This window comes from Paeniglutamicibacter terrestris, assembly GCF_012271785.1.
Lineage (GTDB): Bacteria > Actinomycetota > Actinomycetes > Actinomycetales > Micrococcaceae > Paeniglutamicibacter > Paeniglutamicibacter terrestris.
Map to the genome: position 1 here is coordinate 128,554 of NZ_JAAWVT010000002.1, position 13,903 is coordinate 142,456.

The following is a 13,903-nucleotide window of genomic DNA, read 5'->3' on the forward strand; positions in this document are numbered from 1 at the left end:
CGTTCACCACACCCACGGATGCGGGAATGCTGATAACGGGTGAAGCGTTCTAGGATGTAATCAATCCCCGCACCGGCGTGAAAGGTCCCCCGTGACTGAATTCAATCCATTTGCCTTTGAAGGCCTCACCTACGATGACGTCCTGCTGCTTCCCGGCCCGACGGATGTGATCCCCTCGGAGGCTGATACCACCACGCGCCTGACCAAGCGGATCAACATCAACATCCCGCTGCTTTCCGCGGCCATGGACACCGTGACGGAAGCTCCGATGGCTATCGCTCTGGCCCGCCAGGGTGGCATCGGCATCATCCACCGCAACCTGTCCATCGAGGATCAGGCCAACCAGGTGGACCAGGTTAAGCGCAGCGAATCGGGCATGATCACCAACCCGGTGACGGTTAACCCGGGCGCGACGCTCGCCGAATGGGACGACCTCTGCGCGCACTACCGCGTCTCGGGCCTGCCGGTGGTTGATGAGAACCGCAAGTTGCTGGGCATCATCACCAACCGCGACACCCGCTTTGTTCCGCGCGAAACCTACATGACCACCAAGGTCTACGAGGTCATGACGGCCATGCCGTTGATTACCGCCAAGGTAGGGGTGCCCCGCGAGGAAGTGATCAACCTCCTGGGCAAGCACCGCATCGAGAAGCTGCCATTGGTTGATGACCACGGCGTGCTGCAGGGCTTGATCACCGTCAAGGACTTCGACAAGGCCGAGCAGTACCCGCTGGCCACCAAGGACGACGAGGGTCGCCTGCGGGTTGGCGCTGCCGTTGGTTTCTTCGGCGAGGGTTACGACCGTGCCATGGCGCTGATTGACGCCGGAGTCGACGTTCTGGTGGTTGACACCGCCAACGGCCACTCCCAGGGTGTGCTGGACATGATCGCTCGCCTGAAGAAGGATCCGGCGGCGGCTCACGTGGACGTCATCGGCGGCCAGGCAGCCACCCGTGAGGGCGCCCAGGCATTGATCGATGCCGGCGCCGACGCCATCAAGGTCGGCGTGGGCCCGGGCTCCATCTGCACCACCCGCATCGTCGCCGGTGTTGGCGTACCGCAGGTCACCGCCATCTACGAGGCAGCCAAGGCCGCCATCCCGGCCGGCGTTCCGGTGATCGCCGACGGCGGTCTGCAGCACTCGGGCGACATCGGCAAGGCACTGGTTGCCGGCGCCGATTCGGTCATGCTCGGTTCCCTGCTGGCCGGCACCGCGGAATCCCCGGGCGACTTGGTGTTCATGAACGGTAAGCAGTTTAAGGCTTACCGTGGCATGGGCTCGATTGGCGCCATGGAAACGCGCGGCAAAAACACCTCCTACTCCAAGGACCGCTACTTCCAGTCGGATGTGCCCTCCAACGAGAAGCTGATCCCCGAGGGTATCGAAGGTCAGGTCCCGTACCGTGGCCCACTCTCGGCCGTGTCACACCAGTTGGTGGGCGGCCTGCGCCAGACCATGTTCTACGTCGGCGGACGCACCATCCCCGAGCTGAAGAACCGTGGAAAGTTCGTGCGCATCACCGCCGCGGGCCTGAAGGAATCACACCCGCACGACATCATGATGACCGTCGAGGCACCGAACTACCGTTCGCGCTAAGCACGCAGCACCACTAACGGGCCCCGGCCGCCAGCTCCTTGAGCTCGGTGACCGGGGCCCGTGTCGTTTCTCCCCGGGTGGCCACCGGTGACGGGGTTAGCGCAGCGCCGGATCTTCGGGTGTGCTGTTGGGCTGGTGCTGCAGCAACTCGGTGATACCCATGCGGTGTTCTTCGGGATCGGAGCGAGCGGTACGTCGTTCGTGAAGGATCCGCACCAGCCAGAAACAGAGAGAGCCCAGGGCGGCGCCCATCGCGTTGGCCACCACATCAAGCAGCGAGGAGACGCGTTCGGGCAGCAAAATTTCCTGGCCCAGTTCAATCAGGAATGATGTGGCAAAACCCGCCAACATCGGGTGCCACCACTTGCGGCCCCAGATGCTGGCGATGTAACCAAAGGGCATAAAAAGGGCGATGTTCGCGGCGAACTCGATCTTGTTGTAACCGATGTACTGGGGCATACCGTGGGCATGGAGCCACCGAATCGCCTGCGTGATGGTTCCGCTGGCCGGCCGATCCACCGGCGTTGGCCAAAAGGCGATCAGCAACAGTGCCAGCACGTAGGGGACGGCGAGGACCAGCGCGATACGAAGCTGCGTTTTGTTCATCGTGCCCAGTCGGTTCGGCGTTCTCGGTTGCGGCGAAGTGAGCCAAAAGTGATCCTGAGCTAGCATCATCCGGCGTCTAGCCAGTTTACTCCACAGACTTTAGCGTTAACTATTCCTGCCCATGGGCCAGCCGTCCAAGACGCTCCCTGCGATACGCTCAACCCCATGGATCCTGAACCCGAACTCGGCTCATCCTCGGTCATCGTGCGCGAAGCCACCGTGACGGATGCGGCACCCATGGCTCGAGCCCTAGTCGCGGCATGGCGTGCCGCCTACCGAGGGATCATTGGGCAGGACTTCCTAGACGCGATGGATGAGCAGCGGATCGGCGACAGCTGGAGAGAAACGCTAGTGCGCGGTGCCGGGGTCCCGCCGCTGGTCATCATTTCCGCCGACCATGTGGTGGGCTTCTGCCAGGTGGGTGAACCCCGAGATATGCCTCAGCCCGATACCGGCGAGCTTTTCGCGTTGAACCTGCACCCCGATGCCTGGGGTCGCGGGCTGGGCAGCGCACTCTTGTCTGCTGCCAGTGAGCAATTGCTGGCATTGGGCTATCGGCGGGCCTATCTGTGGGTGGCCGATGGAAACCAGCGTGCCATCGACCTCTACCTGCGCCATGGCTGGCACGATACAGCGATGACCAAAACGGATCCCAGATTCACCCCACCGCTGTTAGAGCACTGTTATGCGATCACGCTGAGCTAAGGCGCGTTCTCCGCAACACTGGAGAGCTGTCGGTCACCTCCGGCCTCAATCCACCATCCGGTTTGATCCAATTCGGTCCTCAATCCACCATCCGGTCTCACCCAGCACTCGTGGCGGCACTTAGCCGAAGGGGGTGATTGGGCGGGGCAAACGCTGCCCATCAACGATGATGTCGATGCGTTCGTTATAAAAGGCAACGTGGGCGGCGATGGCGGCCGATTCGGGCAACGGATGGGCATAGGACCACGCCACGTTCTTGCCTCCGCTGCCCGGTGCCCAGTAGTTGGCCGTTCCCTTATAGGGGCAGCTGCTCGAGGTCTGCGTGGCGACCAATGCATCAAATCTCACATCCGCCCGCGGCAGGTAATACCGTGGAGGCAGGTGCGTCTCAAAAAGTAAAAGCGGTCGGGTGGAATCGGCCAGCACCATGCCCTCAAGCTCCACCCGTACGTGGCTGCTGCTAGCCAGGATGTCCACTCGGTGGAAGGGATCACGTGGATGTGTGTGAATGGCAGCGTCCTCCTCCCTCCAGTCGAAGGCCGCAAAATCCAGCAACACGAGGTGAGCCAGATCCGGATCCGCTGGCCGGAAGGCTGCGGCTTCAAGCAGACGCCCGGGGAGCTCAAGGTCCAGGGGCGTGCCCGCGGTGGTGTGCAGCGCAAAGGCATCATCGGGAGTTAACATCCTCGCGCTTGCCGGGACGGGTTGTGGTGCCACGCCCGAGGTGGTGAGAGGAACCACGAGAGCCGATTCCGGCACGGCATAGATCGGCACGATGCGTTGCGGTTCCCAGACCAAGACGGCACCGCGCGTATCCACCACGAGGTCACCGGCGCAACTGGCACGCACCCGCTTCGCGGTGGGTTCGTACCTCAGAGCGGGAAAAGAAGCAGCTAATAGGTGAGAAATTCGGGTGGCCACGGCGTCAGTATGCGCCTTCGCGCAGCCATGGTCAACGGACATGGGGAGCCTCGCGCAGCCGATGCAGATCGGTGCAATGATCACACCCGTGACGCGGTCCCCGGTGAGGCCTATCATGGGGCACACCAGGGGGCAGCGCACGCCCGGCCAGTGCCGGGAAGTAGCCTCCGCGCAGCGAGGAGTCAGTGATGAGCGACACCGAGGAATCCATCAAGCGCTACACCAGCGGGGACCTGCGCGAACGACTGCATGAGGCGCTGCGCGCGGCGGGGAGGGAACCGGCGGTACTGCTGCCCGGGGATCTGGGGGAGGCCGATCACTTCCATTCCGGTGGCCTGGCCTCCACCACCGAGGTGGCTCGTGCCCTGGGCATAGGCCTGGGCACCCGGGTCCTGGACGTGGGTAGCGGCATTGGAGGGCCGGCGCGGCTATTTGCGCAACGTGGTGCGGTGGTCACGGGCGTGGATGTCACACACGAGTTTGTCATCCTGGCCCGTGAACTGAACCTGGCCAGTGGGCTCGGCGGCTCGATCACGATGTTGGAGGCCTCCGGGGCCGATACCGGGCTGCCGGCCTCCTCCTTTGACGCCGCGACCTTGCTGCATGTGGGGATGAACCTGGCGGACAAACAAGCGGTCTTTAACGAGGTTTATCGCCTGCTGCGCCCCGGCGGCGTTTTTGGCGTGTTCGATCTGATGGGTACCAACCAGCTCGCCTTCCCCATGCCGTGGGCCGATGCCGCAGCGTCCTCCCATGTTGAGAGTGATGCGTCGTACCGCAAATATCTGCACACCGCGGGCTTCAGCGTGAGCTCCGATACCTCGATGAGTCAGGCCGTGCGCCAGCAGATGGCAGCGGCGCAGAGCGCCCAGCGTGCGAACCCCACACCGCTGGGTTCCCCGATCCTGTTGGGCACCGATCCGATGCACCGCATCGCCAACGTGCTCGGCGCCATCGAGGCCGGCGAGCTAGATCCGCGACTGATCCACGCGGTGCGCTAGCGCGGGCCCCGGCCGCGGCACTGACGTGGGCGGGGTGTCACCACAGATAGAATGGTTCCTTGGCGCTGAGCGACCGGCGTGCGGGAAGTCCCGCGCCTGCGCGCACGCAATATCTAAGGAGCACACCGTGGCCCAGCCGAAGAACCTGAAAAAGCTCACCCGTACGCGCATGGATCGTACCGGTGAGAGTTACACCACCGCACGCAAGGCGATCCTCGCCGCCAAGCCCAACCGTCCGGCAAGTGCCGAGGACGCGGCGGCAGCCGCTGCGGCCGCCCAAGAGGCGGAATTGCCCGAGTACCCGGCACCGCAGAACGTTCTCCAGTACGATGCCGGACTCTGGCACCGCGTGCTCACCCAGGCCGGGGTCACCCACCCGATCAGCGGCGAGCCGCTCTCGGAGGCACTGCTGGCCGGACTGGCCGGCGGCATCGGCTTCATGGCCTTCACCTTCGTTTACGAGGAAATGACCACCGCAACGGTCGTAACCCGGGCGCACCCCGAGCCCTACACCGCTAACCTTTTGGCGCGCTGCGGAGCGACCATCAGCGAACGCACCACCGGCAGTGCCCGACTGGCCGCTGATTACCTGGATGTGGGGCTGGATGCCGGCCGTGCCGTGGTGGTGCGCGCCTCCGTTGCCGCCCTGCCCTGGATTGATGGCGACGCCGTGGAGGAATCCGATTCCATCGACCTGGTCGTGGTCGGGGAACACGAGGATGACCTGCTGATCGATGACGGATCCGGCTCACTAACCCCGATCTCACCCGCGGACCTGGCCTTCGCCCGGTCCAAGCGGAAGAAGGATAAGCACTGGCAAGCCTGGGTCCCTGAAAGCACCGGGCCGGACACCATCACGCTGGTGAACAATGTGCGTGAGGCCATCACACAGACAACCGCACGCCTGCTGGGTACCAGCGAGCTGGAGGGCATCCCGGCACACTTCGCGAAGAACTTTGGTGTGCTGGGCATGAGCAACTGGGCGGAGAAGCTGCGCGATACCACCACCGCCAAGGGCTGGACGCGGATCTTTGCCGAACCCGTTCGCCTGTCCTCCGGCTTGAGCCAGGTGCTGGGTTTCCTCACCGATACCCGTTTTGGCGGGGTGGGTGCGTTGCGTGGGCAGTATGCAGACTTCCTCACCGAGGCCGCAAAGCTCCCGGGCCTTGAAGCACTGGGCGCGCACGCGGCAGATTATGCGCATCTGGCCCAGGACTGGATCGTCTTCACCGATCTGATTGACCCGGATATCGATCCGGAACAGCGCTCGGGACACTTCGCTGTGCTCGCCGACCAGCTGGAGATCATCGCCGCGGCGGAGACTCGCGCCGCCACCGCCCTGGCGGCCACCGTGGCCACCCTGGGAGCACCGCGCGAATAAGTCCTCACGAGCATCGGGGACCGGATCCCGGATGCTAATCATCGTCATGGCGGGGATCGGGCTCGGTGCGAGCGCGGTCCCCGCCCTGCGTGCTGATAGGGTGGTGCGGTGACTTACGAGATTGAAATCGGCCGCTCCAAGCGCGCTGCCCAGGCGTATTCCCTCGACGATGTGGCGATTGTTCCCAACCGCCGCACCCGTGACCCGCACGATGTCTCGGTGGCCTGGCAGATCGACGCCTACAAATTCGAGACCCCGATCCTTGGCGCACCCATGGACTCGGTCATGTCCCCGGACACCGCCATCGCCCTGGGCAAGCTCGGCGGACTGGGGGTGCTGAACCTCGAGGGTCTGTGGACCCGCTACGAGGATCCGACCAAGGTGCTTGAAGAAATTGCCGCACTGAAGTCCGCCAACGGCGGACACTTTGATCCGGCCATCACCAAGCGCCTGCAGGAGCTGTACTCCGCTCCCATCGTTCCGGAGCTGATCACCGCCCGCTTGGCGCAGATCCGCGACGCCGGAGTGACGGTTGCCGGGTCCCTGACCCCGCAGCGCACCCAGGAACATTACAAGACCGTTCTCGCTGCCGGTGTTGACATCTTTGTCATCCGCGGCACCACCGTCTCAGCGGAGCACGTGTCCAAGACCCACGAACCGCTGAACCTCAAGCAGTTCATCTACGAGCTCGACGTCCCGGTCATCGTGGGCGGCGCCGCCGGTTACACCCCGGCACTGCACCTGATGCGTACCGGCGCGGCCGGCGTTTTGGTCGGCTTCGGTGGCGGAGCCTCGGGCACCACTCGCCGCGCGTTGGGCATCCACGCACCGATGGCCACCGCCATCTCCAACGTGGCCGCGGCACGCCGTGACTACATGGATGAATCCGGTGGACGCTACGTGCACGTGATCGCCGATGGCGGTCTGGGCACCAGCGGTGACATCGTCAAGGCCATCGCCATGGGCGCCGACGCAGTGATGCTCGGCACCGCCCTGGCTCGCGCCGAGGAAGCACCGGGAGCCGGCTGGCACTGGGGCATGGAGGCCACGCACGAGAACAACCCACGTGGGGACCGGGTCAAGGTCGGTACCGTGGCACCACTTGAGCAGCTGCTCTTTGGGCCCTCGAACCACACCAATGGCACCTCAAACATCGTTGGTGCACTGCGCCGTTCGATGGCCACCACCGGCTACTCGGATTTGAAGGAATTCCAGCGCGTCGACGTGGTCATTTCCCCCTACGAGGCCGACTAGTACCTCCGGGTCATTTCGAGACCACCACGGCCGGGCAGCCAGCCGAACAACCTCCAGATAACGAGGACGTTCGACTCGATGCCCGGCCTTTGTGTTCGACGAAGCAAGGCAGCTGGCTGTCGGTGATTCTTCCCACGCGCGGCCTCTTTGTGCCACGTACGCGCTGCGGCGGCGTGTACGCTACACAGCAACGGCGTGCCGGGCCCCAGCGACCCTCGCGCCGCCACGCCCACCACACCCACTGCTCCCGAATCGATGCCATGACCCCCACTTTGTCCCCGGCGGACGACGCCGATTCCCAGGCCATCACCACCGCCGAGATGGTGGTGCTCGAATTCGCGGCGCCCTCACGCAACGATGCCGTCGCCGCGCTGGCCGCGACCCTGGTTGAGACTTCTCGGGTGCTGGATCTGGACGGGTTCCTGAGCGATGTGCGTAGTTATGAGCATCAGCTGGCCACCGCACTGCCCGGGGGAGTCGGGGTCGCTCACGCCCGAAGTTCGCACGTGGTGCTGCCCAGCATTGCCGTGGGAGTTCTGGCCTTCGGCAACTCGCTGGACTTCGGTGCCCGGGACGGCGATGCGCACGTGGTGTTGCTGCTGGCCACCCCCGCCACCAGCTATTCCGAGCATCTCACGATGCTCGCCGCACTGGCCAGGTCCTTGGCCAAGGACAGCTTCCGGGAGTCGTTGCGCCGATCGCATGACCCCGAGGTCATCGCCGAACTGGTCAATTCGACGGTCGACTTCTCAGCGGTCTAATTCACCTCCCTGTTGCGCCACCTGCGCAACCATAGTGCTGCGCAGATGTAATCCGCATCACCGATGGCGCAGGAGCGGCCCAGCATGATGGGCAAGATGCAGCACTGCTTGGGAGCCAGATCCCGCGGCCGCAGCCCCGGCGTGCCGGCCCGGATCCTGCCGTGAACGAAGCTGCGCGGGAAATAGTTCCATTGGCTCTTCTACACACAATCGAAGTACGGTGGTAGTGTGCTGAAAACTGCCCTTAAACCCCGCTGGATCCTTGCCCTGATTGGCGCCCTCGTAGTTGCCACGGGCTTTGTCCTGCTGAGTCAATGGCAGTTCAACCGCTCCGAAACCGCACCGCCGCCCCCGGCGAGCACCACCGAGCAGGTCGTGGCGCTCACCAGCCACATCACCCCGGCCACGGACATGATGGCCTCCAGCGCCGACCAAATGGTCACCGCCACCGGGTCCTTCCTGCCGGGCAAACAGGTATTGATCAGCTCTCGAATCCAGGACGACAAATCCGGCTACTGGGTTGTTGGCTCCTTCTTGGTTGATGGTGCCCCGGACTCAAACACCATTGCCGTGGTGCGCGGTTGGCAGCCCGATGAAAGTGCCCCGGCCCCCGCGCCGAGCGGCACCATCAAACTCACCGGTCGACTATTGCCCACCGAAGCCCCGCTGGCTCGTGATCTCGGGCAGATCTCTTACGAATCGCTCTCCGTCGCCGAACTCATCAACATCTGGGACGTGCCGGCCTACAGCGCATTCATCGTGGCCGGGCCCATGACCGGGGCGAATGGTGTTGATGTTTCGGCCGCCGCGACGGGTCTGACTCAGGTCGATGTTGGCCCGCAGCCGCAGGAAACCCAGCTGAACTGGCTGAACATCTTCTACGGCATCGAGTGGGTGGTCTTCGCCGGCTTCGCGGTGTTCCTCTGGTACCGGTTGGTGGCAGATGATTACCGTCGTGTGCGGGAAGACATTGCCGATGCCGCAGCACTTGCGGCGGGTATTGATCCCGCCACGGTCTACGGTCGCGCCGTGGCGCGGGATACCCGCGCCGGCTCATCCGATGCTGCCTCAGCACAAACCGAAGAGCCGCAGGTTGCAGAACCTGAAACGGCAAAGCCTCACACCGCAGAGTCTCAGACCGAAGACTCTCACACCGTGGAATCTCCGACTCAGATGCCACTGACCGAAGCACCTCACACCTCACCCAAGGACCAGTCGTGACCGAAGAAAAATCCGCTCCCAAACTGCGCCGCTTTGCCGGAACTCCTTCCCAGATCCGCAGCGCTTCGAACTTCTACAAGGTGCTGGCCTACGCCACCGGTGTGATGTTGCTGCTGCTCTGCGCAGAAATGATCGTGAAGTACATCTGGGAGCTGGAGCTCTTTGTTGGTGGAACCATGATTGATGGCACCTCTAACGCCTTGGGCCTAGTCAACCGCGGAGACATCAGTGGAGGCGTCAACATCTCGTTGATGATCCTGATCGTCCACGGCTGGATGTACGTGGTTTACCTGCTAGCCGATTTCCGTCTGTGGTCCCTGATGCGCTGGCCATTCAGCCGTTTCATCACCATCGCCCTGGGCGGCGTGGTGCCACTGCTCTCCTTCTTCATGGAGAAGAAGGTGCACGGCGAAGTTGAGCGCGAATTGGCCTCGCACCCGCAGGCCGCCAAGCGGTACTAATCCTGCACCTCACTTTTGTGGGCGGTCGACGACGCAGCTAACTGCGGCGCCGACCGCCCATTTTCATGCCCGGTGTCTACCGAACCGAACCCTAGCTCACGGGTCACCTGATTCACTTCCCCGCACCGGTTGATCCCGACCTCCGGCTTTACCCGGGCCCTTCTCCCCAGCCGCCGGCGTCTCCATAGTTCACCCATTAGCCGCGGCGCAGACTGGGTCCATGAATTCTTCCGCCGCACCCAGCGCCTCAGGGAGGCAAGCACGCATCAGTACCACGGTCAGGAACCTGGCCGCGGTCCTCCTTCACGCGCGCTCGACCCTGGAAGAACTCACCACCCTGAACCCCGACGCGGCCTCCAGCGCCCTAATCCTGGGCCTGCTCGAGAACACCCAACGCACCATCGCCTACGGCCAACTCCACGCCACCTTCCACGCCGAGGTCAACCAGATCTACCGCCTGGACCCCGAGACCGCCGCTCATCTTGATGCCCTCGCCGCCACCCCACAAGCCCTCGTAGATGGCACCACCGACGTACCAGCGGAGCGGATGTGCACGGGCATGGCACAGCACCGCAATACCGCCGCCTACCTCCAAGCCCACCTCCACATCTGCGCCTCCGAGGCCCGCCGCCGACTCACCGGTGCACGCCTGTTGGTCGCCCCCGCCCCAACACCGGGACTTGCTACCGTGCTCTCGGGACCAGCCAATGCCCCCTCCACCACCTTTGGCACCGTGGGTACGGAGTCGATCCTGGCTCCTCCGCTCTTTCCGGTGTTGGCGCAGGCAGCAGCCGATGGAACCGCGGATGTTGGCAACCTCGCCCAACTGGCCGGACGGCTGGAAGGCATGCAGCCGCGCATCCACCAACGCGAAGACGCTTCGCAGCTGAACACCGCCATCGAAGAATCCCTGGCCCACGAGGCGCGCACCGCCGAACCTCGAAACGCGCACAAGGCCCTGAGCGATTGGGGTGCCTACCTGGAAACGAACGGGGCACCGATGACCGATGAAGAGATTCGGGCCAAGCGGGGCATGTTCTACCGCGGCGTGCGCGAAGGCTTCGCTGAGTATCTGCTGAGGTGTGACCCGATCGATGCCGAATCGATTGAGTCGTTTGGTGAAGCCTGGTCCAACCCACGCTCGAACAAAGTCCCACCGGTTTCCGCTTCCACCGCCGGCCCGAGCACTGATCGTCTCAGTCGCGGCGGATCGGACAGTACTGAGCATCGCGACGCTCGCAAGCCCGTGACCCGCCCCGTGGCACCTGCCGGGATTCCGGCTCCGGCGTGGGCGATTGCCCCGGGGACGGCCCCGGATCAGGTTCCGCTGAGTTCGTGGGTCGATGGGGTACCGACCAGCAACGGCACAGATAACACCAACTACACCAACACCAGCACCGGTGAGATGCTGGGTTTGGTGGATACACGCACTACCCCGCAACTCTTACTCGATGGCATCATTGCCTCGATCAACGGATCGCTCACCGGTACCGCCCTGAGTGAATCCGGTGGCCTACCGGTCAGGGTCGGGGTGCTGATCGACTATCAATCTCTCCTGGGCCAGTGCGAAACTGCGGGCATCACCGGGCACGGCCGGGTCATTTCGGCGGAGAATATTCGTCGACTGGCTTGTGATGCTGGGATTTTGCCCGCGGTGCTGGGCAGTAAGGGTGAGATTCTGGATTTGGGTCGTGAGGTGCGCGGCTTCTCCCCGGCCCAGCGCAAAGCCCTAGCGATACGTGATCGAGGGTGTTGCATCCCGGGATGTCATCGTCCGGCGTCCACCACCGAGGCTCATCATGTGAAGTCTTGGCTAGATGGCGGGGTGACAAGTGTTGATAATGGGGCCTTGACGTGTGGTTATCATCATTTGCAGATTCATGCGGGGTTGATCACGCTGAGGATGATCGACGGGATTCCGTATGTGGTTGCTCGGGCGGGTCAGCCGCGTGGTGATCCGGAACGTAATTTGTGGTGGCATCCGGAGTTGCGGACGGTGGGGTTTATCCCACCACTATTCACCGACTAACACGCGATGACTCCCAATGGCCGTGCGTCCAACACTGCTAGCCGTCTCGCACCTCTGGCCCAGTCCGGCGGTGTGTGGGCCGGCGACCTCCACCGGCAACGAACGACTGCCGTTTTGGAGCAGGCTTAGTTCCATCCAATGAGCGGTACTCGCCCCAATGCTCAGTGACTTTTTCATGCGAGCGTGTGGCAGATGAAGCGCCCAAGTCGCCCAACAAAGTAGTTTGCGTCACCCTGCGGGTGTTCGGGATGCAAGCGGGCTCTTCGGGCGGCTAAGCTTAGGCGCGTGACTAACACTCCCAGCACCCCAGAGCAACAGCCGGTTCTGGTCGTCGATTACGGGGCCCAGTACGCACAGCTGATTGCTCGGCGTGTACGCGAAGCCAACGTGTATTCGGAGATCGTCCCGCATACCTTCACCACCGAACAGATTCTCGCCAAGAACCCGGCGGCAATCATCCTCTCCGGAGGCCCCTCGAGCGTTTACGCCGACGGTGCCCCGAGCGTCGGTGCCGACCTGTTTGAGGCAGGTGTACCGGTCCTGGGCATCTGCTATGGCTTCCAAGCCATGGCCAATGCCCTCGGCGGAGTCGTCGCCGAAACCGGATTGCGCGAATACGGTGCAACCGATGCCACCGCCTCCGGAGCAGCACGCTCCATCCTGGCCGGCATGCCCGAAAACCAGAACGTATGGATGAGCCACGGCGATTCCGTTTCGAAGGCCCCCGAGGGCTTCGAAGTTCTGGCCACCACCGCAGGTGCACCTGTTGCCGCATTCGCCAACGAGGCCAAGCGCCTCTACGGCGTGCAGTGGCACCCGGAGGTCAAGCACTCGGCCCACGGCCAGCAAGTTCTGGAGAACTTCCTGTACAACGGTGCCGGGCTAACCCCCACCTGGACTCCTGCAAACATCCTTGATGAGCAGGTCGACAAGATTCGCGCCCAGGTCGGCGACGGCCGGGCCATCTGTGGTCTTTCCGGCGGAGTTGACTCTGCCGTGGCAGCTGCCCTCGTGCAGCGAGCCATCGGCAACCAGCTCACCTGCGTGTTCGTCAACCACGGTCTGCTGCGCGAAGGCGAAGCAGAACAGGTCGAAATGGACTTCGTTGCAGCTACCGGCGCAAAGCTTTACATCGCCGACGAGCGCGAACGCTTCCTAACCGCCCTGGACGGCGTGACGGATCCGGAAACCAAGCGCAAGATCATCGGTCGCGAATTCATTCGCGCCTTCGAGGCAGCCGAAACCGCGATCCTTGCCGAGGCAGCCGACTCCGGCCAGCCGGTGAAGTTCCTGGTTCAGGGAACCTTGTACCCGGACGTCGTTGAATCCGGCGGCGGCGAGGGGGCCAGCAACATCAAGAGCCACCACAACGTCGGTGGCCTGCCCGAGGACCTGGACTTCGAACTTGTTGAGCCGCTTCGTGCGCTCTTCAAGGACGAGGTCCGTGCCGTGGGTAAGCAGCTTGGTCTTCCGGCCGAGATCGTCATGCGCCAGCCGTTCCCGGGCCCCGGCCTAGGTATCCGCATCATCGGTGCGGTCAACGAGGAACGACTGACACTGCTGCGCAAGGCCGACGCGATTGCTCGCGCCGAACTGACCGCAGCAGGTCTGGATGAGGAAGTCTGGCAGATGCCGGTCGTTCTTCTGGCCGACGTGCGTTCAGTGGGCGTGCAGGGTGACCACCGTACCTACGGTCACCCGATCGTCCTGCGTCCGGTGTCCAGCGAGGACGCCATGACCGCAGACTGGTCACGCCTGCCGTACGATTTGTTGGCGAAAATCTCCAACCGAATCACCAACGAAGTCGACGGGGTCAACCGCGTGGTGCTGGACGTAACGTCCAAGCCACCAGGAACCATCGAATGGGAGTAAGCCCGACGGCGTAATCACGCCGACGGCACGGAGCAGGGGGAAGCCTAAGCGGGCTTTCCCCTGCTCTTTTTATTAGCGGCCCAGCTTTCGACGC

General features: G+C 63.5%; 12 protein-coding genes. 10 read left to right on the forward strand and 2 right to left on the reverse strand.

What is annotated here, in order from left to right:
• Positions 1–91: 91 nt before the first annotated feature.
• Positions 92–1,597, forward strand: a complete 1,506-nt coding sequence (guaB, locus tag HED64_RS06335; protein ID WP_168151241.1) for an IMP dehydrogenase — start codon at positions 92–94, stop codon at positions 1,595–1,597.
• 96 nt (positions 1,598–1,693) lie between these two features.
• Here guaB and HED64_RS06340 read toward each other — a convergent pair whose 3' ends face one another.
• Positions 1,694–2,203, reverse strand: a complete 510-nt coding sequence (locus tag HED64_RS06340) for a VanZ family protein (RefSeq protein ID WP_168151242.1) — start codon at positions 2,201–2,203, stop codon at positions 1,694–1,696.
• Between the two features lie 165 nt (positions 2,204–2,368).
• Between HED64_RS06340 and HED64_RS06345 the strand changes: the two genes are divergently transcribed.
• A complete protein-coding gene (locus HED64_RS06345) occupies positions 2,369–2,908 on the forward strand; it encodes a GNAT family N-acetyltransferase (RefSeq protein ID WP_168151243.1) in 540 nt (179 codons plus the stop codon).
• A gap of 120 nt (positions 2,909–3,028) precedes the next feature.
• Here the strand turns inward: HED64_RS06345 and HED64_RS06350 are convergent, their stop codons facing one another.
• The gene (locus HED64_RS06350; RefSeq protein WP_168151244.1) at positions 3,029–3,871 is read right to left on the reverse strand and encodes a DUF427 domain-containing protein; all 843 of its coding nucleotides are present in this window, start codon (positions 3,869–3,871) and stop codon (positions 3,029–3,031) included.
• A 146-nt stretch (positions 3,872–4,017) separates the two neighbouring features.
• Here HED64_RS06350 and HED64_RS06355 point away from each other — a divergent pair, with 146 nt between their 5' ends.
• The 8 genes from HED64_RS06355 to guaA all read left to right on the forward strand — a co-directional run bounded on the left by HED64_RS06355 (position 4,018) and on the right by guaA (position 13,809).
• Positions 4,018–4,830, forward strand: coding sequence for a class I SAM-dependent methyltransferase (locus tag HED64_RS06355; protein ID WP_168151245.1), 813 nt, complete (start codon positions 4,018–4,020; stop codon positions 4,828–4,830).
• A gap of 127 nt (positions 4,831–4,957) precedes the next feature.
• Positions 4,958–6,211, forward strand: coding sequence for a BtrH N-terminal domain-containing protein (locus tag HED64_RS06360; protein WP_168151246.1), 1,254 nt, complete (start codon positions 4,958–4,960; stop codon positions 6,209–6,211).
• A 108-nt stretch (positions 6,212–6,319) separates the two neighbouring features.
• A complete protein-coding gene (locus HED64_RS06365) occupies positions 6,320–7,465 on the forward strand; it encodes a GuaB3 family IMP dehydrogenase-related protein (RefSeq protein WP_168151247.1) in 1,146 nt (381 codons plus the stop codon).
• A gap of 260 nt (positions 7,466–7,725) precedes the next feature.
• Positions 7,726–8,226: a PTS sugar transporter subunit IIA gene (locus tag HED64_RS06370; protein ID WP_168151248.1), complete on the forward strand. Its 501-nt coding sequence runs from the start codon at positions 7,726–7,728 to the stop codon at positions 8,224–8,226.
• A gap of 228 nt (positions 8,227–8,454) precedes the next feature.
• Positions 8,455–9,447, forward strand: a complete 993-nt coding sequence (locus HED64_RS06375) for an SURF1 family cytochrome oxidase biogenesis protein (RefSeq protein ID WP_168151249.1) — start codon at positions 8,455–8,457, stop codon at positions 9,445–9,447.
• Entirely contained in the window at positions 9,444–9,908 is a 465-nt protein-coding gene (locus HED64_RS06380; RefSeq protein WP_168151250.1) for a DUF3817 domain-containing protein, read from the forward strand. The genes HED64_RS06375 and HED64_RS06380 overlap by 4 nt, the downstream gene beginning before the upstream one ends.
• 220 nt (positions 9,909–10,128) lie before the next feature.
• Positions 10,129–11,937 (forward strand): HNH endonuclease signature motif containing protein, encoded by a 1,809-nt coding sequence (locus HED64_RS06385; RefSeq protein WP_168151251.1) that lies wholly within the window; start codon positions 10,129–10,131, stop codon positions 11,935–11,937.
• Between the two features lie 285 nt (positions 11,938–12,222).
• Positions 12,223–13,809, forward strand: a complete 1,587-nt coding sequence (gene guaA / locus HED64_RS06390) for a glutamine-hydrolyzing GMP synthase (protein WP_168151252.1) — start codon at positions 12,223–12,225, stop codon at positions 13,807–13,809.
• Positions 13,810–13,903: the final 94 nt, after the last annotated feature.

Coding starts and splice junctions, on each gene's coding strand:
- HED64_RS06350 (WP_168151244.1), bottom strand. CDS start 3,871: ATGTCCGTTGACCATGGCTGCGCGAAGGCGCATACTGACGCCGTGGCC.
- HED64_RS06385 (WP_168151251.1), top strand. CDS start 10,129: ATGAATTCTTCCGCCGCACCCAGCGCCTCAGGGAGGCAAGCACGCATC.
- HED64_RS06355 (WP_168151245.1), top strand. CDS start 4,018: ATGAGCGACACCGAGGAATCCATCAAGCGCTACACCAGCGGGGACCTG.
- HED64_RS06370 (WP_168151248.1), top strand. CDS start 7,726: ATGACCCCCACTTTGTCCCCGGCGGACGACGCCGATTCCCAGGCCATC.
- HED64_RS06340 (WP_168151242.1), bottom strand. CDS start 2,203: ATGAACAAAACGCAGCTTCGTATCGCGCTGGTCCTCGCCGTCCCCTAC.
- HED64_RS06345 (WP_168151243.1), top strand. CDS start 2,369: ATGGATCCTGAACCCGAACTCGGCTCATCCTCGGTCATCGTGCGCGAA.